Below are 23384 nucleotides of genomic sequence, written 5' to 3' on the forward strand. Positions count from 1 at the left end.
GGGAGATAAAGGAGAAAAAATGAAACCATATGTTGGTATAGACCTTGGAACGACAAATACTGTTGCAGCATGTGTAAATGTAATGCCAGATGGAAGCCTTAAAACAGATATAATAGATATGGAACAAGTAGATGATAGCATGTATTCTATAACATATAAAAAAACGTTGCCATCTTGCTTGTATGTCGATGATGACGGGAAAGAATATATAGGTGAATTAGCGAAAAAAATGAAGGCCAAAAGATATGACAGAGTCATATACAACAGTAAGAACTACATTGGCAGTCATAATCATGTATGGGAAATTGATGGTAAGAATTATACACCTGAAGTTGTAGCAGAGAAGATATTAAGAGTTGTTAAAAAAAATATTGAAAGGTCACTTAACACAGATGTAAATGGTGCGGTTATTACTGTGCCGGCCTCTTTCAATCATGACCAGATTGAGGCAACTAAAAATGCCGCAAGAGCAGCAGGATTTGCGGAAAATGAACTTATTTTTATATCCGAACCGACTGCCGCATTGTTGGAATTAATAAACGAAGAAAGTTTAATATCTCAGAAGGAAAGGATATTTGATTTTCAAAAACCTAATAAAGTACTTGTATTCGACCTTGGTGGCGGGACATGTGATGTTTCGATAATGAAGGTCGAAATAACGGATGACGATTATAATGTTGAAGAAATCGCAATATCGCCTCATACACAGCTAGGTGGGATTAATTTTGATTTATGTGGTGTTATATACCTACTACATAAGTATTCGATAGTAAATAGCATCGATTTTAAGCGAATTACTATTGACGATGATATAAAAAGGTATGTATATAGCATATTATCGCTTGAAGTAGAAAAAGCTAAGATGATGTTTTCTACGAAGGAAAATATGCACTTTAATACCAATTATGATAATGATGTCATATATGATGGTTATATTGAAAAATTTATTGATGATATGCCTTTCCATTTTACGCTTAGTAAAAAAGAATACGATGAATGCATAAAGCCGCTTTTAACTAAAGGAGGAAATTTAGGTGTTAATATTATAGACCCAATAATAGATACACTTGACAAGGCAAACCTTAAAAAGGAGGATATTGATGAGGTCTTTCTCGTTGGAGGTATGACAGCTTATAATTCTGTACAAAAAGCGATTGAAAGTTTTTTCGGAAAAAAGACTATAAGATGTCTTAACCCTGTATATTCTGTTGCAAAAGGTGCTGCAGTATATAATTATTACAGTGAAAATAAAAAGAAAAGTGAAAAAGGTAAAATTATTATATATCCTGTCGTGGCTGAGAATATTTACCTTGATGTAAAGAATGGCTTACCAGTGTTACTTGTAAAACAAGGGACAAAGGCACCTTACGAAAGAATCTATGATAATATAGTCAAAGTTGACAATGCTACAGGTATAAAACTTGATATATATTCTGGTAAAAGTATCTATGACCCAAAAATGAAAAGGTTAAGGTCTGCACAGCTTACCTTTACGAATGTTATAAAGCCCGGAACGCCTATATCACTGAAAGTAACATTTGATAAGAATAGGATTCTACATCTTGAAGCATGGATTACAAATGATGAAAAGCAAAAGATAGATGTAACCATCGGTAAAGGGGTGTTACATGATGGCCGTTAACTGGAAAAGCCTTCTTCAAGAAAATAAGGATTTATTCTTTAATATACATAAAGATGATATTGAAGATGGTAAAAATTTTCTTGGAGCAAAGATAAATGTCCAAAAAGAAAAAATATTAAATGAAAATATTTTTGAAAATTATATATCAGATGTTAATGCAAAATTAGTTTTTGAAAAAACAACAAAGATTAAAAATATGGATGTAAAAACATTAAATAGAATAGAAATCGAAATAATAGACCTTTTAAAGAGCATATTTGAGGAAGGTCAAAACCCTGTTGAAATATTTTTATATAGCACAAAGGCACTTGATTTAAAAGAAAAGGCTGTATTTCAGTCAATTCAGAGAATTTTAATAAGTGTTTGCAATTCAAGTCAGGCTGGTCGAGATGCCTTAATTTGTATATTAAAAAATTGGACTTGGGATAATCAGCTAAAACTTGCTATAGAGACAATTAGAACAATCAAAGAGAAGTCTGCCTTTGATAGTCTTTTAACGCTGCTTAATAATGACAATTTAAAAGATTGTGCCGCAGAGTGTTTGATAGACTTGGGTGATACAAGATGCATTGAACCTGTTCTTAATATGGTAAATACTTTTAATGGTTTTAATATAAATGAAAGAAATATCGCATTTAGAATAATTGATAAGCTTTCACATTTTGGCGATGAAGCAATATCTGCGATAATAAAGTGCTATATGAATAATGTGAATAAAAGCCTAAATACGGTTTACTCAAATGTCATATCACGTTCAAAAGAGATAGCCATCGAGAGCCTCTCAAAGATGCTTTACAATGAAGAGTACAATCAAAAGGCAGCAATTACACTCGGAAAAATGAGGACTAGTGTGGCAACGAATTATTTGATAGAGGCTTTAAATAGCCCCCTGATCGAAAATAAGATTAATATTATAATCGGGATAGGATACACAAAGGATCCGAATGCAATAAATTTTTTAATCAAGTTGTTAAAAAAAGAGGCTATAAGTAAAGAAATCAAGGCGTGTATAATTACATCCCTTGCAAATCTCGAAGCCTATGAAGCAAAAGATATAATTAAAGAGTATTTAACTGATAAGGATTTATGCATAAGTGCTATGTCAGCACTGATACAGCTTAATGAGTTAAGATACCTTGGCAGCCTTTTTGAATATTTGATTGTACCAAATAAGACCTATAGTGAGATAACATGTGCAATTAAAGAGCTTAAGAGACTTAAAGGTTTTAAAGAAAATAAAATCAGCTATGAGATTATAGAAGGGATAAAATATTTAATAAGGAATGATGACGGCTATGCTTGTTTAAATACATTAAGAATACTTGATACAGACATTGATGATTCTATTGCAAAAGAGTTAATTGCGAAATTGAAAACTACTAAGAAAGAAGAAATTCAATACGCAATATATAAGATTCTTGGGAAAAATACTGGCATATTAAATAACATAATAAATGAGAGGATTTTTATTGATGCTACATTAAATACGAGCACAAGAATCAGATACCTTGCACAGAAAATTATTGAGAAAAACTACAAAGACCGCGACAAACTTATTAAGGCATGAAGGGAAGAGGTATTTTGTTCAACAAAAATGGTATTGATGAAAGTAAATGTATAGATATATTTTTATCTACACTGCCATATAGTATATTAATTAAACCATTTAAATTAGATAATAAACTACAAAAGAAATTGGCCGGCTTCAGGTTAAATGAGAAATCGAGCCCACTAAAGAAAATTATACCTATTTTGAGACAGGAAATATTAAATAATAATTTTAAATATGATAATTTTATAAAAGAATGGATTATATTGCATAAAGATGTTCAAAAAAAATTAAGTAACATGGGTGTAAAAGAAATAGAATCAAACCTTCAAAATTTATGTACTGAATATGGGACAAAATTAATTATATCTGGACTACTTATTGACAATAGAGAAAATATAATTAATATAATAAATGATGCTATTGAATTAGATATAAATGAAAATAGTAAAAAGAGTGAACCAAAAGATGTACAAAACAATGATAGCATCGATAAAAAATATTTAAAACTTGAAAAAGAGATAGAAAAGTTACAAGATAAATTGATAAAAGAAGAAAAAAAGAATATAATTGAGGTAGAAAATTTAAAAAGGGTTATAGAACATAAAGATAATGAGATATTAAGTTTAAATAAGAAGGTCGATGATTTAGAGCAAGAAAAAAGGCGTCTCGAGATGACACTGCAACATATTGGATTGGAGTTTGAGAAGCATGTATCAAAGCTTATTAAAGACAGTGTGTCAAAGGAAAGAAACAATGAGAATTTAAAGGTATCTATATATAAATTGTTTATGGACCTAAAACAGGAAAATCATGAAATAAAGAGTTATTTGGTGGAGTTAAAGGAATCCTTAAATAAGATATCTGAAGAGATTAAATTGATTGATAAACATGTGTCAAATGAACAATCTGCAGTAAGTTTGGAAGCTAATGATTATTCATTGCTTGATGATTTGTCTAAGATGTTAAAAAATTCGTAACTGCGAGGTGTAAAAATGCATCATGACGAAATTGAAAGATTTAAAAATATACTAGCGAATAATAATAGTTTAAATATTTCTGATACACTCAAAGAAATATTCAAAAAACAAAAAGGTATTATTATGATTATTTCTGTATTAGAGCTTATATATGAATCGATTTATATGTACGATGTTATGCTCAAAAAAAATGGTGTTTTGAAGTCTATTAAATCTATTGATAATGATATTTGCGATAATATTGAAAGCTTTAGAGATGTAGTAAATAGAATCAAATATTATAAACAGATTGATTTTAAAATAAAAGAGAATATAATAAACGAACTTGAAAATAAAAAAGAAAATTTAGAATCTGACCTTGACGTGCTTTATGGGTATTTTATAGAAGCCCGTTATTGCAGCGACGTTCTTAATGATAAGCTTAAAAATTTTAATATAGGCCATAGCGATGTGAGCATAGAGGAATTTTATAGAAATATCAAGGATTTTGTATTTGAAAATGAAGAAGAAAAGCGGGAGAGAATGCAGGAAGTTATATCATCTATTCCATTTGCACTATCAAAAAAGAGATTTTTTGATTATATGAAAAATGGATTGACACACGAGTATAATGGATATGATAAGCTTATTCAAAATATTTTTGAGATTGAAGAGAATTTTTACGGGAAATTAATCGAAGGTTATGGTGAAAAATTCGTTGACATAGCGGATAGGATAGAAAATCTTCAGGCATTGAATTTAAAATATGCGACAAAAGAAGAATTAGAATCGTACTTAAAAGAATGTATAATGATTATAAGCAAAATCCAGGATATAAGAGAGGTATCATATTCACTTATAAGGATTGTAAATAGGCTTATAATTTTGTATAAATCTGATAATCGGATAGAAGATGCAATGCAAAGAGAACCGAAAATAAAGATTTTTATAGATATTTACGAGGATATACATTCTGGTAGATATAATAAAAAGCAAATAAAGGAATGCCTAAGGAGATTAAATGACGATATATCTGATTGGTATTTCGAATTGTATAGCTACAACAGACTTTTAAATGAAATGAATTATTTAGAGTCTGATATAGAGAACATAATAGATGATGATATTTTAAATGACATAGAGACATTGGCAGAATATGAAAACCTCATGAATGATGATAGTGATGCATTTGATGACATGCCAGGTGATATCATTGAGGGAAGAATTGTAGACGAAGAAATTGAGAACCTGATTTCAATGATAGATGACATAAGCAAGAATATGAACCCAGACTATCGAAAAGCCCGTATGAGAAGACTATTGGGTATTATACCAGTGCCGGGGAATTTCGAAAATGAGTTTTTAAACTATTTAAAAAGCTCACTTGAATTTGATACGACAGCAAATGTAAAGGCTGCTATCATAGAGAGTGTAGATAAAAGGATAAAATTATATAGAGATATGAAGAATAGCAAGCATCTTTATGAGGCACTTATAAAAAACGTCAAGGAAGGATTATAATGTATGAGGATTTTGAATAAGATAGTTCCCATATTCATGGTTATTTTTTTGTTTATTTTTATAATGTTGTCAAATCTACAGTACATGGCATTTAATAGTGATTTTTATTATATGGAATTTTCAAAATATAATATTACCAACGTTACTGGTATGGATAAATATCAACTATCAAAGGTTGCAACAAGAATACAGGATTATCTATCAGGTAAAGTTGACAGCCTTCAAACAAACGCAGTAATATATGGTCAGAATCAAAATGTATTTAATGAAAGAGAACTAAAACATATGAAAGATGTGAGAGAGCTCTTTAAAAGGGGATTTTTTATTAAAAATATTGTTATATTTTTATTTGTTTTGTCAATTTTCTTTTTGTATTTTAGTAAAAAAGATACATTTAATATTATATATCATGGTATGCTGTGGATAATCGGCATTATTATTGTTGCGACTATTATTGTTTCTTTGGATTTTAATAGATGGTTTACATATTTTCACCTTATCTTTTTTAATAATGATTTATGGGAGCTTGATATAACAAAGGATAGGCTTATACAGATGTTACCAGAAGGCTTTTTTAGTGATATTTCATATTTTACTATAAGGAACTCTGTCATTGTATTTTTAATTATTGGATTTATCTCATATCTTTTAAAGAATAAAGATGATAAAAAATAGGCTTCAATTAGAAGCCTATTTTTATACACACATCTGTTTTTCATCGTCCATTAATTCATCGATTTCCTCTTTTGTTATTATTTCATTTGACAGAAGTCTATCAGCTATCTGGACTATCTTATCCTTCTTTTCTATGAGTATCTTTTTGGCATTTGTGTAGCACATATTTATAATCTTATTTACTTCCACATCAATTTTATCAGTTGATTTCATCATTCGCATGTCAAATATTCTGTTTCCGAGTTCACTCATACCATAATTACATACCATCTGATATGAGATATTAGTAGCTTCTTTTAGGTCGTTTTCTGCACCTGTGGAAACTTCATTAAACATGATCTCTTCTGCAGCTCTTCCACCTAAAAGCATAGTTATCTTATTTTTTAATTCCGTTTTGGTCATCAAAAAGGCATCGTCTTTTGGAAAGTTAAGAACATATCCCAATGCTTCACCACGAGGAACAATCGATATCTTCTCGACAGTACTTGCATTGAGGATTTTACCAATTATAGCATGGCCAGCTTCATGATGTGCTGCAATTTTTCGCTCTTTTTCAAGCACATCAGGGTTTTTCTTTTGAAGTCCTGCGACAACTCTTTCAATGGCTTCATCAAATTCTTCTCTTCCTATTTTTTGCTTATGCCTTATTACAGCTAAAATAGCTGCCTCATTGCAGATTGACGATAGATGTGCACCTGTCATCCCATGGGTCTTTTTTGCCAATTCTTCAAGTACAACTGAACTATCAAGAGGTTTATTTCTTGTATGGACTTTTAAAATTTCAAGTCTTGCTTTGACATTTGGATTTCCTATGTGGATAGTCCTATCAAACCGACCAGGCCTCAATAGTGCTTCATCAAGCATATCGAGCCTGTTTGTAGCACCTATGACGATAATACCATCGTTGCTGTTGAAGCCATCCATCTCTACTAAAAGCTGATTTAATGTCTGGTCTTTTTCAGAATTGTTATCATTGTTCCTTTTACTGCCAACCGCATCGATTTCATCAATAAAAATTATACTCGGAGTAGTTTTCTTCGCTCTTGCAAATAATGCCCTTATTCTGCTGGCACCAACACCTACATATTTTTCAACGAATTCTGAGCCTGATGCTGTGATAAATGACGAATTTGTTTCACCGGCAAGTGCCGTTGCTAAAAGAGTTTTTCCAGTCCCAGGTGGGCCGTAAAAGAGTATTCCCTTTGGTATCTTGGCGCCCATCTTATTGTATTTTTCAGTGTTATTCATGAAATCAATGATTATCTTTAGTTCATCTATAACCTCATCAAGTCCTGCAACATCTCTAAATGTTATATTGACCTTTGTATTTGATTCTTTTTCTTTATTTAAAAATTCATTTTTATAGTTTACAGGCAACATTTCAGATATATTGTTTTTATACAGAATATACCCTATAAGTAAAAAGGATAGTGTTGATACAATAATAAAATCTATGTGATTTACCTTCGACGTATACAAGGAGATCCCAAAAATTATGTTTATTAACAATGATAAAGTTAATAATATTATATGTAAGTTTTTTTTCATTGTCATCGCCCCCAGTAATTTACTAAAAATAGTTTTTACGTACTATGGTAATTTATACGTAAAAAAAGGTAGCGATATAGTAAGATTTTAAAGGTAAAAATGTTAAATAATTCATGAAAGAAGGCGTATTATATGGATGTATATATGGGAATTGATGTTGGATCTGTAAGCACCGATGTCGCCCTAATTAATGAAAATCACGATATTGTAGATTCTATTTATATTAGAACACAGGGGCAGCCAATAAAGGCTATTCAAAAAGCACTGCTTATGCTTAAGGATAAAATAAGTTCTGATATAGTTGTAAAAGGTGTAGGTACAACAGGCAGTGCAAGGCAGCTGACAGGCCTTATAGTTGGTGCAGACATAATAAAAAATGAGATAACTGCCCATGCTGTTGCATCATCAAATCTTATTAAAGATGTGCATACAGTCCTCGAAATCGGCGGTCAAGACTCAAAAATAATAATATTGAGAGATGGTGTTGTAGTTGACTTTGCTATGAATACCGTTTGTGCAGCGGGAACAGGCTCTTTTTTAGATCAACAAGCATTTAGGCTAAATATCCCAATTGAAGAGTTTGGCGATATTGCATTAGAATCGTCAAGTCCTGTTCGCATCGCAGGAAGATGTGGCGTTTTTGCAGAATCCGATATGATTCATAAACAGCAGATGGGCTATACATTACCCGACATTATAAGCGGACTATGCGAGGCACTTGTGAGAAATTATCTAAATAATGTTGGTAAGGGAAAGGATATAAGAGAACCTATTGTTTTTCAAGGTGGTGTCGCAGCAAATAAAGGTATAAAAGCAGCATTTGAGAAAGCTTTGGGCATGAAGGTTTATGTACCCAAATATTATAGTGTTATGGGGGCAATAGGTGCGGCTATCCTCGCAAAAGAGGCGGTAAAGAAAAAAGGATTTAGCACTTTTAAAGGATTTGAAGTGACTGATTTTGATTTCAGAGCACAGGGTTTCGAATGTGATGGCTGTCCAAACCACTGTGAAGTTGTAGAATTTATAAAAGATGATGAAGTATTATCCCGCTGGGGCGATAAATGCGGTAAATGGGCTAATTCCACCAACAAAAATATATTTTCACAGCATGTGTCTTAAATAAAATATATATGATTATAAGGGTCCAATTAATTGAACCCTTATAATCATATCAAAATCTCAATTTTGTCCCCTTGTTTAAGCACATCAGTATATGAAGCTTTCCTGCCGTTTAATATCATTTCCGGAAGCTTATTTTTTGGTAATTCAAAATTTATGAAGTTAAATATATCAATAAAAATATACTGCTCTTTACCGGAAAGTATTGTTTTATCTCCATTAACATAAACAAAAAAATCGGTATACTTTGGCGATGTTCTTATATCATCACCATTTTTTATGGCATAATTATCATCTACAGCATCACCATTGACAGTAAATTTAGATGCATTATACTTTCTTTTAAGTTCACTAATTGTAATAGATGCATCTTTACCATTTATACCGTCTTCAATAACTATATTATCACCATTTTGTACAATGGTTTTAAGATTTACAATCTTACCGTTTTTAAGTATTTTGGCAGGAGTTCCTATTTCACCGTCTATCACAACTTTTTTACCATCCAGATTAAAACTTAATTTCTTGCCGTTCCTCGCCATTAATTTTTTGGCATCAAAATTTACCCTTAAAAGAACATCCATGATGGAGATTTCTTTTACATTTAATAACTCTATTTTCTTACCATTAAAATTTATATTTATAAAATTATTTTTCCTATCAATTAACGCAGAATATGCAATACCAATTGGGGTAATGCATTCTGGGCCTTTTAGCTTTCTTCCTTTATAATTAATAACATTTACAGAATTAATATTTCTTACAGATACCCTTTCACTAGGTATGGATAGATTTTTTGCAATTTCATCTGCAATATTCGGGAGGTTGCTGCTGCCACCAACTAAGAATACTGCAGATGGACTTTTACCATTGTATTTTAAAATCTCATCACAGATCTTCTTAGATAGCTTTTTTATTTCCGGATTAATAAGTTCTACAACTTCACTTTTGGTTATTTTATGTTCATCACCGATCACATCTTTAAATTTTATTTCTTTTTTATTGCTTGTCTTTATCTTTTCGGCAGTATTAAAATCTGTAAGGTAATGCTGCTGAATTGCTTCAGTTATTTCATCGCCAGCAAATGGTACCATTGAATACGCAATAATATTGCCATCCCTTGATATTGCTATATCAGATGTACCTGCACCAATGTCTACAAGTGCAATATTAAGCATTCTAATCTTTGGCATAATAGCAACACCTATAGCAGCTATAGGTTCTAATGTAAGGTATGTAACATCTAAATTAGCTTTTTTTGCGACAGAATATAAACTTTCAACGACATCATATGGTAAAAATGTCGCTATTATTTCAACTGCGATCTCATGCCCTGTATGGTCTTTGAGGTTTGTAATAGGAAGACCATCTAAGTAAAAGTTCGATATAGAGTATCCAACCATATGATATTTTATTGTGAAGCTTTGCCTTGAAATCTGTTCTTTTGCTGTATTTAAAGCTGACAAAACGAGATTGTCTATGTCGCTCTCCATTATCACATGTTTATCATCGATACTTTTTTCAGTTCTAACAATTTGCGTCTTTAAAGACCTACCTGCAGCAGCTAAGCATACATTTTTTAGCTGCATTCCAAGAGTTTTTTCAAGTTTTTCCTTGATTTTATTAGCAACTATTGATACTTTATCTATATCATGTATTTGACCATCAAACATAACTCTATCGGTGTGTTCCATCTGCTCTACTGCGAGTATCTTTAATTTATCCTTATCAGGTACACCGACTATACCTACGACAATTCTTGTACCTATATCAAGTGCAAAAATAACATTATCATACATTACAATACCCCCGAAAGATATATCGTATATCGAAAAATATATTTTAATAAATTTTTTAATGCTGTATAATTTTATTAAGATTTCTTTTATATTATACATTTTTTATTTCGCATGGGAAAGTATAGAGATTTTCATAAGATGCAAACAAAAAAGTTTTCTTGAATTTATTTCCCGAAAGGGATATTGGTTATTAATTTTTTTATGAATGTTTTAAAAGTATTTGTGTGGGGTGGTAATAATGATTAAAAATAGTGATTCTACTCAGTTAGAAAGGCAGTGGAAGATTTTATCTATCCTATCATGGGAGAATAAAGGCGTAACGATAAACCAAATATATAACCGCATTGCTAAAAATTTCGGTGAGAAGGTATCGCCAAAGACGATAAAGAGAGATTTAGATGACCTTACAATGGTTTTTCCTATATATGAAGACGGTGAAGGTAGAGGGACAACATATGCGCTAGAAAAATACAAAATTGAAGATTTTGTTTTTTCTGTTCAGGAGCTTTTTTCTCTATTCTTTCTAAGAGAAATAATTAGAAAGTATGATACATCGGAGCCTGGCAAGTTAGCGCTACAACTTTTAGAGAGAATTATATCATATATTCCATCTATATATGACGACTATATCGATAGATTATATAAGACATTTTTGATACAGAAAGATATAGATTCTGATACGAACGTAACTGTAGAGACTTTAAAGATGATAAATGATGCCATTGTAGAAAAGAAATGCATTAAGATAAGATATTATTCATTTACGTCAGATTCAGAAACTGTTAGAGAAGTTAATCCATACATAATGTATGAAAAAGATGGCCATTATTATCTTACGGGCTTTTGCAAACTTCATAATGAAATAAGGGATTTCAGGATATCTAGGATGAAGGAAATTGAGGTTCTAAATAAATCTTTCGAGATTTTACCCGAATTCGACAAAACTAAATATTATAAATACACATGGAATATTTTGAAGGGAAGTACAAGATACAAGATAGAAATAAAATTTACAGGTAATGCCGCAAGGCTTGTCAAGGAGTATGATAGATATAGGGCAGATGATTTGATAGAAAATGAAGATGGCTCCATCATATTTATTAAGACAGTATCACAACTTGATGAGATAAAAAGATGGGTTTTGGGATTTGGATCAGATGCGGAAGTCCTTGGGCCTCAAGAATTTAAAGATATGATATATAATGAAATAATCAAAATGGCAGAAAAAATAAAAGGGGCGTAATACCCCTTATTTAATTGCACTATTTGTATCAGATATAAGCCCATTTAGCTGGTCTTTTGTTATATATAGACCAATGTTTTCATTGTTTTTTTCTATATAGTATTTTGAATTATCATCTGTTAAGAATTTAACTTCTTCACTTTTATTTCCGTCAGATATTGTCAGGGTAAAGCTTGAATTATTGCCCTTTGCTTTTTTATTTAAATCTAAACCAGAAGCATTTAATAATACTACATCATCTAATAATTTATCAGTGGTATCCTTGTTAATTTCTTTTCCATTATATTTCCATTTCCCGCTTTTGTCCTTTTGAATATCATGAGTACCCGATGAATTTATATAAGTGATTTTAGCTATTTTATCTTTTGGTATAGTGAATATACCTTTATCAATATAGTTAAAAACATAATCACCTGACAATAAAAACTTTTCAACTGAGTTTGCATCAACGATATATATATCAGGAGACTTTGATGATTTTACATAGTATGCATTACCTACAGGTGATTTATTGCCAATAATAATATTTTCTGTTTCACCTTTATTTGAAGCAATTTTAATTGTAAAACTGGTATTATCAAGCCCATATTTTTTTAAATCGCTGTCAGAAAATTTCCTGCTATACTTTAATTGTGTCAGTGAATTTAATGTATCATCAGCATTTATACTGTCAGCTTTGTAGTTTATAGGTTTGACAAGTTCATAGTTGCCACTGGACTTTTTTAAAGTAACTTCATTGTTGTTGCTTTTAATATCTATTGATTCAATATTGCTTTTACTAATACTTACTACATTGGCCGTTGCTGTTGGTTTTTTTGTACTTTTATTATAGTAATAAAATCCAAGTAGTGCTGCAAAGACAATGAACAATATTATCGTATTTCTAAAAGTCTTCATAGTGCCCTCCTTCTGAAGAAGACATATCCGCCTATGACCCATATGACTAAAGGAATAACAACAACTGTTACTAAAAACATTGAATTTGCTTGTTTTCCTGTCATAAATAGCCTTGCATAGTCAAGGGTTTTTGGACTTATAGATATCTGAGAAGTTTTATTTGAAAGCCAATTGGCACTATTCATCAAAAGGTCTTTATTTCCCTCTATGCCTATAACTTTATTCGTTGCAATGAGGTCATTTCCAAGAAGGACTATTTTCATTCCTGTCTTTTTGTCAGATATTGTAACACCCAGCGTAAGAGGACCTTTTATATCATTGCTGTCAAAGCTTGCCTGTTTGCTGTTGAAGTTTGTTTCACCCCATGCTTTATCGCTTGTTGTTAAAAATGATTGTATTGATAGGTTTCCGTCATTTGTCTCCTTATACGTGATGCTCCTTGAGCTTGGGGCAACAGAAGCTAAATTTGCCGACTCTAATTTATCGGTTATCTGGTGATAACCATATACAGGTACGGGTGATAATGCATCCATAAAATAATTTCTTGATGGATCGACTATTACATCATTGTCGATTTTTATATTCCATGTCGACAATAAATCATTTATTGACTTTTGTTTTAAGGTTCCATTTTCAGCACCCATCATAATGATTGCTTTTCCGCCCTTATTAAAGTAATCCTTAAGTGCATTCATTTCTTGGTCAGTATAATCCATTTGGGGATTTGCAATTATTATAAGACCTGCATCTTTTGGTATACCTCCGGACTGACCTATATTTAAGTCGCTTACTTCATATCCTTCACCTTGTAATGCGGTTTGAAAATTCGTTAAAGATCCTGTACTGTTTACTTCATTATGGCCTTGGACGATATATGCTTTTATCTTGTTATTTTCTGTTACATTTATTATGGCTTGAGTAAATTGCTGCTCTCCGTTGAACACTGTCTGGCCTGTTTCCTGTGACTGCGTGAAGGTATCATATGAATTAACGATTTGTCTTTTATTCTCATCTTTGCTATTCAAGAATAAAGTAGTATCGTAATCGGTAATTCCATATTTTTGAGCTAATGAAGGATTTTTATCGGGGTCTACAAAATTAACCTTTATTCTTTTTGATATTCCCGTATATTCATCAAGTAGGTTTTGCACCTGTGTCTTTGCACTGTCATCTTTGAAAAATGCATATACTGTTACATCAGTTTTTAAATTTTTTAAAACCTGTTTTGTCTTATCAGATAATGTAAATTGTTTTGTCTTTGTCAAGTCCCATTTTATCGGTTTTTGTGCTAATATAAGGTTTCCGATAATTAAAATGCCCAATAAAATAATGATTGCTAAAAACATGTTGCTGCCGTATTTTAATCTAATTTTATTCAATCATGTTACCTCCTTAACTCCAGCGTCTTTTATCAACAACCATTATTGTAAGAAATATAAAGAAGATTATAAAACTTAGGTAAAAGACAATGTCATTTAAATTCAATATGCCGTTTTGAAAGTTGTTGAACCTTTGCAAAAGTGAAATATTTTCTGCGATCGTCTTGGTTTTGCCTTGAAATACATCGCCAAGCCAGCTTATTATCCAGAATATAATAAGCAGCGAAAAGCCTATAACACCTGCAACAAGTTGATTTTCAGATAATGATGATGCAAATATTCCGACAGCTAAAAATGCCGCACCCATTAAAAGTATTCCAATATAGCCTGTTAGTATAGGGCCAAAATCTGGTGTGCTGTATATTTTTAGATATAGTGGGTATATAAAAGATATTACTAATGCAGATATAAAGACAGTAAGTGATGCAAAAAATTTACCTAATACCATATCTGTGACTGTTAATGGCGACGTCATAAGAAGCTGATCTGTGCCATTTTTCATTTCTTCTGATAATAGTTTCATTGTTAAAATAGGACTTATAAACATGAATACGAAAATCATGTTGCCAAACACAGGGGTCATAAGTGCGTATTGTGATGAAAGCACGAATGTAGCGAAAAAGTATCCTGATATAAGTAGGAAAAATCCTATAAGCACGTATGCCAACGGTGAAAGAAAATATGATTTAAGCTCCCTTTTGTATATTGTCAGGATTTTCATTGTTCTTTACCTCCTCATCTGTCGTTAGTTGTAAGAAAATTTCTTCGAGGCTATAACTTACCGGCCTGAATTCGATAATTGGTATATTACATTTTGCAAATGAAAAGAAGATATCTTTTCTTAAATCTTTATCAACTACGGTATCAATATTAATGTCGATGCAATTTTCACCCTTATTTTCCACAGTTTTAAAATCCTTGATTCCACTTAATTCTTTAAGTATAGGATTAATTTTATCTTGTGGCCCTGCAACTTTAAGGAAATATCTTTTTGATTTACTCAAGCTATCTGTTAGATTTTCTGTAGTATCTATTGCGACGATTTTTCCTTTGTTTATTATTATAACTCTATCACATATCATGCTGACTTCAGGTAATATATGGGTACTTAGTATTATTGTGTGTTTTTCACCTAATTTTTTTATTATATCTCTTATCTCTTTAATTTGCTTAGGGTCAAGTCCTACTGTTGGTTCATCAAGGATAAGAACATCGGGGTCACCGACTATTGCCTGTGCAAGACCTACCCTTTGTTTAAATCCCTTTGACAAATTTTTAATAAGACGATTCCTTACATCTTTTAATCCTATCTCATTTACGACCTTGTCAATTGTAGATTTACGATCTTTTCGAGGCACCTCTTTTAATTCACATACGAATGCAAGATATGCTTCGACTGTCATATCAAGGTATAGTGGTGGAACTTCTGGTAGATATCCAATATGTTTTTTAGCCTTTATCGCATCTTCAATGATGTCATAACCAGCGATTTTTACAGTGCCAGAAGTAGGTGGCATAAAACCAGTTATCATTTTCATGGTAGAGCTTTTTCCAGCACCATTTGGTCCTAAGAAGCCGACAATTTCTCCAGTATCGACGGAAAAACTGATGTTATCTACGGCTTTACGGCTTCCGTAGGTTTTTGTGATGTTATTTACTTCTATCATCATAAGAGCCAAAACCTCCTTTTTGTATATACTATTTAATTATAGTCAAGTATTATTAATAAATTGTTAACAAAATATGAAGAAAGTTTTAAAAATGCAAAAAAATAAAGTATTCAAGGCTTTATGTCATACCGTTACTTCATTGGTTTATCATCAGGCATATCTATATTTAGTTGTGCATTTGCATCAGCCATTTCTTTGTAATTACACATACCGCCAATCATTGGATTTGACATCATAAGCGGGCTTTTTCTTTTATTTTTCACATAAAGGGTCATTTTGATTTATCACTTTCTATAAATATTAAATTGAAAAAATTTCAAAGAATTTAAGCTTTTAATATGCGTGAAACTCATAAAAACCGCTTGGCTGTGAAAAATGGTGCGCCTGACAGGAATCGAACCTGCGACCTTTCGGTTCGGAGCCGAATGCTCTATCCACTGAGCTACAGGCGCACATTACCATTAACATTATAAACTTATATAGTCTTTTTAGTCAACTAAGATAAATTAAAAAAATATTTCACTTTTTAATAAAATAAAGGAGGAATTTTTCAATTTATGTCGAATATATATAACAATAATGAAAAAAGAAAAAGAGAAAGAGGAGATGCCAATGAAGGTACTAAAGGATATTGAAAATGGACTTATAGTTTCATGTCAGGCGCTTGAAGATGAACCACTCCATAGCCCATTTATAATGGCGAAGATGGCAAAAGCAGCGGAAATGGGGGGAGCGGTAGCAATAAGAGCTAATGGTTATGAAGATATAAAAGCAATAAGGAAAGAAGTGAAACTCCCCATAATTGGTCTTATAAAAAAAAGCTATAGTGGTTATATACCATATATAACGCCAACAATAGAGGAGGTTGATAAAGTAATAAAAGCAGGTGCGGATATTGTAGCTATAGATGCGACGAAGCTTATTAAACCAGGTAATATTACTACAAATGATCTTTTAAAAGAAATTAAGAAGTTATACCCAAATGTATTAGTAATGGCAGATATATCAACATATGAAGAAGGGCTTGAGGCGGAAAAGATAGGATTTGATATTGTTTCAACTACTCTTTCAGGCTATACGGATTATAGTAAGAAAAATGATAAACCGGATTTTGATTTGATAGAAAGTTTGGCTAAAGATATCAAAGTACCACTAATAGCAGAAGGAAGAATATGGACACCAGAAGAGGCTATTAAAGCTTTGGATCTTGGAGCATACGCAGTAGTAGTTGGTACAGCCATAACAAGACCACAGGAGATAACAAAACATTTTACTGAAGCAATTAAAAAAAGGGTGGTAAAAAGATGCAGGAACAAAATAGCGTCGTATTAAAAATAAGAAGCGTATATAATTCATTAACAAATGCAGAAAAAAAAGTAGCCGATTATGTTCTTAACAATACTGAAGAAGTTATTTATTCTTCAGTGACGGAACTTGCAGAGAAAATTAATGTAGGTGAAACAACTATTGTAAGATTTTGCCGTCATATAGGTTTAACTGGGTTTCAGGATTTTAAATTGAATATAGCAAAAGAGACAGTCAGCCCGGAGACAAGCATACACGAGAATATAACATTTAATGATACGACTAATGTGCTCGTACAAAAAATAACGACAGAAAACACATTGGCAATTTCTAATACAATGAGAATGCTGTCTATTAGTGAACTTGAAAGAGCTGTTGAAGAAATCACAAAAGCTAATAAAATCGAAATATATGGTGTAGGCGCATCTGGTTATACTGCACTTGATGCAAAATATAAATTTATGAGGCTTGGGTTAAATGTTGATGCGAATCTTGACGCACATATACAGGCTATATCAGCAGTAAACCTAAATGAGAATGACGTTGCTATTGGGATATCATTTTCAGGTAGTACAAAAGATACTGTAGAAACATGTAGGTTAGCTAAAGAATCTGGTGCAAAGATTATTTGCATTACAAATTATGCAAGATCCCCAATTACGGCTGTAGCGGATATAATCCTTCTTACATCTGCAAAAGAAACTCCACTAAGAAGTGGTGCATTAACTTCCAAAATTGCTCAGCTTCATATACTTGATATTTTATATACTTGTGTAGCAATAAAAATGAAGGATAAAGCGGTTCAAGGTCTGAATAAAACTGCTAAAGCAGTGCTCGATAAATTGTATTAATGAAAGGTGTTTATATAATGAATAAAGTTATTGGTATAGATATTGGTGGTACAAAAATACTTGGTGGTGTTATTGATTCATATGGAAATTTGCTAAAATCTAATGAAGTTTTAACAGAGGCAAAATTAGGTAGAGATCATATATTAAAAAAATTATTTAGCATTATAGATACTTTAATTGATAAAGATATAGAAGGAATAGGCATAGGCTCAGCAGGTAGAATCAATTTTAATACAGGTGAAGTTGTATATGCAACAGATAATTTACCAGGTTGGACAGGTTTGAATTTAAAAAATATAATCGAAGAAAAATATAGCTTACCAACAATTGTTGACAATGATGTCAATGCAGCAGCAATTGGTGAAAGCTGGGTTGGAGCAGGAAAAGGATTTAGAAATATGGTTATGTTAACTCTTGGCACGGGTGTTGGTGGTGCGATAATGCTTAACGGCAAAGTAGTTAGAGGTTATAACTGGAGCGCAGGAGAAATTGGACATACTGTTTTATTCCCAGATGGAAGAAAATGCAATTGTGGGCATAAAGGATGTGCCGAACAATATATATCAGGAACCGCACTTTATAAAAGATATAATAAAATTATAGGACATAATATGGTAAATGATGCAGAGGAAGTTTTTAGTCTATTTAAAAAAAGCAATAATACTTCAAAAATAGTTATAAATGAGTTTCTAAAATCGCTATCATTATTAATTTTAAACATAAGAAATTTTATAGATCCAGAAGTGATTATTTTAGGGGGTGGTGTAATAAACTCAAAAGATCTATGGTGGGATGCATTAAAATTATCATTAAAAAGTGACATAAATATAATTCCTGCAAAACTAAATAATTATGCAACAATGTTTGGAGCAGCAAAATTAATTTTATTAAATGGGGGTAATTTAATTGGTTAAGGCTAAATATTCGAAAATTTTAGGCATATTACTTGCATTGGTTATGGTCATAACAACATTTACTGCATGTGGGAGCAATTCATCAAAATCAAGCTATAGCGATACTAACAAGAAAATAACACTACAATTTTGGACAATTTCGTTAAGACCGAAATTTGATAATTACTTTAATGATTTATTTGCCCAATATAAAAAGTTGCATCCTAATGTAACAATTAAATGGACAGATATGCCTTATGATGCTATTCAAAATAAACTTGTTGCATCGGCAGCAGGTAACGATGTACCTGATGTTGTAAACTTGAATACAGATATGGCTTTGCAACTAGCTTCAAAAGGAGCTCTTGTTGATCTCAATAAAGAAGCTACAGCGGAACAAAAGAATATATATGTAAAGACATTGTGGGAATCAACAAAAATAAATAATGGAATATATGCATTTCCTTGGTATGGTGCACCATCTGTTTTGGTTTATAATAAATCGTTGTTTGAAAAAGCAGGAATGAATCCGCCTAAGACATATGATGAAGTATATCAAATGGCAAAAGAATTTAAAGATAAGACAGGTGCTTATCTATATGTTCCGGATTATTTTGCATCAGATGCCTTTTTCGGTAGTGGAATAAATACACTTAACAAGGATAAGACAAAAGCTGCATTTAATACGCCTGAGACTTTAGCATTACTGGAGAAATATAAGAACTTTTATCAAAATGATATTTTCCCATTAGATGCAGAAGGAAATTGGGCGAAAATGTTGCAATTATTCTCGACAGGAAAGCTTGGATTGATAAATTCTGGAGCTCAGTCTTTGTCTCGTATCAAAGATGAAGCACCAGATATTTATAAAAATATAGGCATTACACAGCCGATAATTGGTAAAAGCGGTATTGTAGAAAATGCAATAATGGATCTTGTTGTAATGCAAAAGAGTCAGCATCATAAAGAGGCCATAGACTTTGCAAATTTTGTGACAAATGACGCTAATCAGCTCGCATTTGCAAAAGCAGCACAAGTTTTTCCGTCAACTATTAAAGCTTCTAAAGATCCATACTTTAAATCAAATACTACTACACCAGAAGGCTTGGCAGTATCAATTGCAGCTGATTTTCTTGATAAATCTGCAGATAAGACACTTGGTGTTCCAAATAGTGCAGATATAAATACAGAAATGATTAAAGAGACAGATGAAGCATTTCATGGTCAAAAGGCACCAAAGCAGGCACTAGATGATGCAGAAAAGAATATAAATCAAATGCTCGCGGGTCAGAAATAATACAATATTGAGCAGGGCTTTTTAGCCTTGCTCTATAAGGAGTTTTGAAAATGGAGAATAAATTAAAAAAATCGCTGATAGCTTATATATTTATTTTGCCAGCTATGATTTTTCTTATAATTTTTGTTTTTTATCCAATAGTGGCAAGTATTCCATTGGCATTTTATAATTATTCAGCTGTAGGTCAGTCAAAATTTGTAGGATGGGCTAATTTTGTAAGGGCTATACACGATCACGAATTTTGGGTATCAGTAGAGAATTCAATACTATTTGTTGGAGTTGTTCCCCCACTACAGATTTTGTCGATTCTATTAGCAATATTAGTTAACAGAAAAATAAAAGGAATCTCTTTTTTTAGAGTTTTGTACTATATACCTGTTGTAACATCAATGGTAGCTGTATCAATAACATGGGGATGGATCTTTGATCCGCAAGGTCTACTTAATACTTTCATGGTGAAGCACGGTATATTTAGTAAGCCGATATCTTTCCTTAATGATCCAAGATTTGCACTATTATCATTGATGTTCATTACTATTTGGCAAGGACTCGGCTATTATATGATGATATACCTTGCAGGTCTTCAGTCAATACCAAAAGAATTAGAAGAGTCAGCTTATGTGGATGGTGCAACAAAAACGCAAACATTATTTAAAATTATTATTCCACTATTGAAACCATATATATGGTTGTGTACTTTTATGAGTATTTTATCTGCCGTTAGAGTATTTGATGTTGTATATGTTTTGACAAATGGCGGCCCAGGTGATGCGACTATGGTTACAAGTCTTTATTCTTTTCAAAAAGCATTTACAGACTTTAACTTTGGTTATGCATCTGCAATAGGTTTATTAGTTGCCATTCTTACAACTGCATTAAGTATTATGGTATTTATTTATGGAGGTAGAAAAGGAGGAATGAGTTATTATTAATATGGAAACTTTAAATAAAAAATTAAATAATTGCAAAAAGATAAAAGTTATTAAAAAGATATTTGGCTTGTCAATAATTTATTTGATACTTATAGTAATAGCAATTTTTTTAGCAGGACCGTTTGTTTGGCTAGTGTCATCATCTTTTAAAACTGGGCAAAACATATATACTATGAATTTAATTCTACATCCATTTAGTCTAGCAAATTATATTGGTGTAATTAACTTTGTTTCAATTCCTAAATATATACTAAACACCATTATTATTACTGTATCGGGAATTTTACTTGATGTTGTACTAGCATCGCTTGCTGCATATCCACTTGCATGTATGGATTTCTATGGCAAAAAGTTTATATTTTCGGCTTTGATTAGCACAATGATTTTACCTGCTGCTGCAGGACTGATTGTAAACTACCTAACGGTATCTAAAATGGGACTACTTGATACATTAACTGGTGTTATTATCCCAGGAGCTGTATCAGTTTTCAGTATAATCCTTTTAAGACAGTCTTATTTGACTGTACCCAAAGAATTAATGGATGCTGCTAAGATAGATGGTGCATCAGAATTTAAGATATGGTATAAGATAATGCTACCTGAAGTTATGCCTGCTGTTTCAACAATTGTAATTTTTGACTTTATTGGACTTTGGAATTCATTCTTATGGCCGATAGTTGTATTGCAAGACCCTAATAAATACCCATTAGCGACAGCACTTAAATACCTATCAGGTCAGTTCAATTATAAGTTTGGCTATGTAGCTGCTGGAACAGTCATATCGATTATACCGGTTATAATAGTATTTTTAGCATTCCAAAAATACTTTATAAATGCGGTTGCAGGAGCACTAAAAGGTTAGAGGTGGATTATATTGGTTAAAGATTATTATCTTTGGATAGAGATACAGGCAAATAAAGATAGAATAATAGATGTTAAATATTTTGAAAATATCCTTAATAAATGTATTAATTCGGGTATTGATTCAATAATACTAAGTGTTAAAGATACATCCGGCTTTGGCATATTTAATAGCAATATTGTTCCACATTATAGCGTTTTTGATGAGGAATTTGAGAAAGATAAAGATTATCTGGATTTGTATATTAAGATGGCACATGATAAAAATTTAAAAATTTTTGCTGCAATAGATGTATTTTCAGAGGGAAATAAAGATAAGAAAAATATTTTGTCAAAAGGCTTTGAAAAACCTAGATGGCAGACATATATGTATGGAATAGATAATTTTGGTAATGTTTCTATAAGACCTATAATAGGAGTAAATGGGCTAAAAACGTTTGATTCTATCGATGATTTTTCTGATGTTTTTGTGAATCCGGTAAGAGATGATGTTCAGCAATATGAGGCAGATATAATAAAGGAAGTAGTCGAGAATTATGATATAGATGGTATCGTACTTGATAGAGTTAGATTTATAGGCCTTGCGGCAGATTTTAGCGAATATACCAAAGACAAATTTGAAGAATTTATTGGTGAGAAAGTAAATAACTGGCCTGAAGATATATATAAGCTTAAAATGGATGAACATGGAAAAAAACATGTCTTATATGGAAGTCTTTTTGGAAAATGGATAACTTTTAAAGCTTATATTATAAAGAGATTTATACTTAAAATTAGAAGTATAATTAATAACCTGAATAAAAAGGTGGAATTTATCGATTATGTGGGCTCGTGGTACTCTCTATATTATCAGGTTGGTGCAAACTGGGCTAGTGAAAAATATATTCCTGAGGATTATCCATGGGTTAGTAAAGAATATTCAAAAACAGGATATGCAGAATATGTTGATAAACTTATGTCAGGTTTTTATTATCCCGAAGTGACTATAGATGAGGCAATCAAGAATAATAGACCCGCTTACTGGTATAGTGTTGAAGGATCATCTGTTATAGCAAAAAAAGCTACAATGGGTGTTACACCAATTATTGGGAGCCTTTTTGTAAAACAATATGAAGATAATCCTTATCAGTTTAATAAGGCAATTAATATGTGCTTAAATAAATCACAAGGTTGTATGATTTTTGATTTATGTTATATAGATGATTATAATTGGTGGAATCTAATAAAAAGATAGGGCTGTGAGA

The 23384-nt window shown here is 31.6% G+C and carries 21 protein-coding genes and 1 tRNA gene; 14 read left to right on the plus strand and 8 right to left on the minus strand.

Translation table 11 applies throughout. The features are described 5' to 3' along the window. Positions 1–19: 19 nt before the first annotated feature. Genes CPG45_RS11010 through CPG45_RS11030 form a run of 5 tightly spaced genes read left to right on the plus strand, consistent with a single transcriptional unit; the run spans position 20 to position 6346 of the window. Entirely contained in the window at positions 20–1642 is a 1623-nt protein-coding gene (locus tag CPG45_RS11010; RefSeq protein WP_096231922.1) for an Hsp70 family protein, read from the plus strand. Next, positions 1632–3209 (plus strand): HEAT repeat domain-containing protein, encoded by a 1578-nt coding sequence (locus CPG45_RS11015; RefSeq protein WP_172856548.1) that lies wholly within the window; start codon positions 1632–1634, stop codon positions 3207–3209. The genes CPG45_RS11010 and CPG45_RS11015 overlap by 11 nt, the downstream gene beginning before the upstream one ends. A 14-nt stretch (positions 3210–3223) precedes the next feature. After that, on the plus strand, positions 3224–4171 hold the full coding sequence (locus tag CPG45_RS11020; protein ID WP_231968719.1) for a hypothetical protein: 948 nt from the start codon (positions 3224–3226) through the stop codon (positions 4169–4171). A gap of 15 nt (positions 4172–4186) precedes the next feature. Beyond that, positions 4187–5671 carry a hypothetical protein gene (locus CPG45_RS11025; protein WP_096231926.1) on the plus strand — a complete coding sequence of 495 codons (1485 nt, stop codon included), beginning with the start codon at positions 4187–4189 and terminating at the stop codon, positions 5669–5671. Between the two features lie 3 nt (positions 5672–5674). After that, positions 5675–6346 (plus strand): TIGR01906 family membrane protein, encoded by a 672-nt coding sequence (locus CPG45_RS11030; protein WP_096231928.1) that lies wholly within the window; start codon positions 5675–5677, stop codon positions 6344–6346. 21 nt (positions 6347–6367) lie between these two features. On the opposite strand, the gene CPG45_RS11035 is transcribed toward CPG45_RS11030, so the two are convergent. Further along, a complete protein-coding gene (locus tag CPG45_RS11035) occupies positions 6368–7894 on the minus strand; it encodes an ATP-dependent metallopeptidase FtsH/Yme1/Tma family protein (RefSeq protein WP_096231929.1) in 1527 nt (508 codons plus the stop codon). Between the two features lie 132 nt (positions 7895–8026). Here CPG45_RS11035 and CPG45_RS11040 point away from each other — a divergent pair, with 132 nt between their 5' ends. Beyond that, positions 8027–9013: an acyl-CoA dehydratase activase gene (locus tag CPG45_RS11040; protein WP_096231931.1), complete on the plus strand. Its 987-nt coding sequence runs from the start codon at positions 8027–8029 to the stop codon at positions 9011–9013. 47 nt (positions 9014–9060) lie between these two features. On the opposite strand, the gene CPG45_RS11045 is transcribed toward CPG45_RS11040, so the two are convergent. Next, positions 9061–10812 carry a cell division protein FtsA gene (locus CPG45_RS11045; protein WP_096231933.1) on the minus strand — a complete coding sequence of 584 codons (1752 nt, stop codon included), beginning with the start codon at positions 10810–10812 and terminating at the stop codon, positions 9061–9063. Positions 10813–11050: 238 nt separating this feature from the next. Between CPG45_RS11045 and CPG45_RS11050 the strand changes: the two genes are divergently transcribed. After that, positions 11051–12055 carry a helix-turn-helix transcriptional regulator gene (locus CPG45_RS11050; protein ID WP_096231934.1) on the plus strand — a complete coding sequence of 335 codons (1005 nt, stop codon included), beginning with the start codon at positions 11051–11053 and terminating at the stop codon, positions 12053–12055. 6 nt (positions 12056–12061) lie between these two features. Here the strand turns inward: CPG45_RS11050 and CPG45_RS11055 are convergent, their stop codons facing one another. From CPG45_RS11055 to CPG45_RS11075, 6 genes are all read right to left on the minus strand, one after another. After that, complete coding sequence (locus CPG45_RS11055) at positions 12062–12952, minus strand: DUF4340 domain-containing protein (RefSeq protein WP_096231935.1); 891 nt, start codon at positions 12950–12952, stop codon at positions 12062–12064. After that, positions 12949–14331 (minus strand): GldG family protein, encoded by a 1383-nt coding sequence (locus tag CPG45_RS11060; protein ID WP_096231936.1) that lies wholly within the window; start codon positions 14329–14331, stop codon positions 12949–12951. Before CPG45_RS11060 ends, CPG45_RS11055 begins: the two co-directional genes overlap by 4 nt. 13 nt (positions 14332–14344) lie before the next feature. Continuing rightward, positions 14345–15052, minus strand: coding sequence for an ABC transporter permease (locus CPG45_RS11065; protein WP_096231937.1), 708 nt, complete (start codon positions 15050–15052; stop codon positions 14345–14347). Next, positions 15018–16001 carry an ABC transporter ATP-binding protein gene (locus CPG45_RS11070; protein ID WP_096231938.1) on the minus strand — a complete coding sequence of 328 codons (984 nt, stop codon included), beginning with the start codon at positions 15999–16001 and terminating at the stop codon, positions 15018–15020. Before CPG45_RS11070 ends, CPG45_RS11065 begins: the two co-directional genes overlap by 35 nt. 131 nt (positions 16002–16132) lie before the next feature. Further along, the gene (locus tag CPG45_RS17920; protein ID WP_255405057.1) at positions 16133–16264 is read right to left on the minus strand and encodes a hypothetical protein; all 132 of its coding nucleotides are present in this window, start codon (positions 16262–16264) and stop codon (positions 16133–16135) included. Between the two features lie 113 nt (positions 16265–16377). Then, a tRNA-Arg gene (locus CPG45_RS11075) sits at positions 16378–16453 on the minus strand. Positions 16454–16613: 160 nt separating this feature from the next. Between CPG45_RS11075 and CPG45_RS11080 the strand changes: the two genes are divergently transcribed. The 7 genes from CPG45_RS11080 to CPG45_RS11110 are packed head-to-tail and all read left to right on the plus strand — an operon-like array spanning position 16614 to position 23374. Beyond that, entirely contained in the window at positions 16614–17333 is a 720-nt protein-coding gene (locus tag CPG45_RS11080; RefSeq protein WP_096231939.1) for an N-acetylmannosamine-6-phosphate 2-epimerase, read from the plus strand. Continuing rightward, positions 17306–18157, plus strand: a complete 852-nt coding sequence (locus CPG45_RS11085) for a MurR/RpiR family transcriptional regulator (protein WP_096231941.1) — start codon at positions 17306–17308, stop codon at positions 18155–18157. Before CPG45_RS11080 ends, CPG45_RS11085 begins: the two co-directional genes overlap by 28 nt. Before the next feature lie 17 nt (positions 18158–18174). After that, positions 18175–19071, plus strand: coding sequence for an ROK family protein (locus CPG45_RS11090; protein ID WP_096231942.1), 897 nt, complete (start codon positions 18175–18177; stop codon positions 19069–19071). After that, positions 19064–20347: an ABC transporter substrate-binding protein gene (locus tag CPG45_RS11095; protein ID WP_096231943.1), complete on the plus strand. Its 1284-nt coding sequence runs from the start codon at positions 19064–19066 to the stop codon at positions 20345–20347. The genes CPG45_RS11090 and CPG45_RS11095 overlap by 8 nt, the downstream gene beginning before the upstream one ends. A 50-nt stretch (positions 20348–20397) precedes the next feature. After that, positions 20398–21279 carry a carbohydrate ABC transporter permease gene (locus tag CPG45_RS11100; RefSeq protein ID WP_096231944.1) on the plus strand — a complete coding sequence of 294 codons (882 nt, stop codon included), beginning with the start codon at positions 20398–20400 and terminating at the stop codon, positions 21277–21279. Between the two features lies 1 nt (position 21280). Continuing rightward, positions 21281–22141 carry a carbohydrate ABC transporter permease gene (locus CPG45_RS11105; protein WP_096231945.1) on the plus strand — a complete coding sequence of 287 codons (861 nt, stop codon included), beginning with the start codon at positions 21281–21283 and terminating at the stop codon, positions 22139–22141. Between the two features lie 12 nt (positions 22142–22153). Next, complete coding sequence (locus CPG45_RS11110) at positions 22154–23374, plus strand: alpha amylase family protein (protein WP_096231947.1); 1221 nt, start codon at positions 22154–22156, stop codon at positions 23372–23374. Positions 23375–23384: the final 10 nt, after the last annotated feature.

The organism is Thermoanaerobacterium sp. RBIITD (genome assembly GCF_900205865.1).
Lineage (GTDB): Bacteria > Bacillota > Thermoanaerobacteria > Thermoanaerobacterales > Thermoanaerobacteraceae > Thermoanaerobacterium.

Coding starts and splice junctions, on each gene's coding strand:
- CPG45_RS11010 (WP_096231922.1), top strand. CDS start 20: ATGAAACCATATGTTGGTATAGACCTTGGAACGACAAATACTGTTGCA.
- CPG45_RS11015 (WP_172856548.1), top strand. CDS start 1,632: ATGGCCGTTAACTGGAAAAGCCTTCTTCAAGAAAATAAGGATTTATTC.
- CPG45_RS11025 (WP_096231926.1), top strand. CDS start 4,187: ATGCATCATGACGAAATTGAAAGATTTAAAAATATACTAGCGAATAAT.
- CPG45_RS11030 (WP_096231928.1), top strand. CDS start 5,675: ATGAGGATTTTGAATAAGATAGTTCCCATATTCATGGTTATTTTTTTG.
- CPG45_RS11035 (WP_096231929.1), bottom strand. CDS start 7,894: ATGAAAAAAAACTTACATATAATATTATTAACTTTATCATTGTTAATA.
- CPG45_RS11040 (WP_096231931.1), top strand. CDS start 8,027: ATGGATGTATATATGGGAATTGATGTTGGATCTGTAAGCACCGATGTC.
- CPG45_RS11045 (WP_096231933.1), bottom strand. CDS start 10,812: ATGTATGATAATGTTATTTTTGCACTTGATATAGGTACAAGAATTGTC.
- CPG45_RS11050 (WP_096231934.1), top strand. CDS start 11,051: ATGATTAAAAATAGTGATTCTACTCAGTTAGAAAGGCAGTGGAAGATT.
- CPG45_RS11055 (WP_096231935.1), bottom strand. CDS start 12,952: ATGAAGACTTTTAGAAATACGATAATATTGTTCATTGTCTTTGCAGCA.
- CPG45_RS11065 (WP_096231937.1), bottom strand. CDS start 15,052: ATGAAAATCCTGACAATATACAAAAGGGAGCTTAAATCATATTTTCTT.
- CPG45_RS11070 (WP_096231938.1), bottom strand. CDS start 16,001: ATGATGATAGAAGTAAATAACATCACAAAAACCTACGGAAGCCGTAAA.
- CPG45_RS11080 (WP_096231939.1), top strand. CDS start 16,614: ATGAAGGTACTAAAGGATATTGAAAATGGACTTATAGTTTCATGTCAG.
- CPG45_RS11085 (WP_096231941.1), top strand. CDS start 17,306: ATGCAGGAACAAAATAGCGTCGTATTAAAAATAAGAAGCGTATATAAT.
- CPG45_RS11090 (WP_096231942.1), top strand. CDS start 18,175: ATGAATAAAGTTATTGGTATAGATATTGGTGGTACAAAAATACTTGGT.
- CPG45_RS11100 (WP_096231944.1), top strand. CDS start 20,398: ATGGAGAATAAATTAAAAAAATCGCTGATAGCTTATATATTTATTTTG.
- CPG45_RS11105 (WP_096231945.1), top strand. CDS start 21,281: ATGGAAACTTTAAATAAAAAATTAAATAATTGCAAAAAGATAAAAGTT.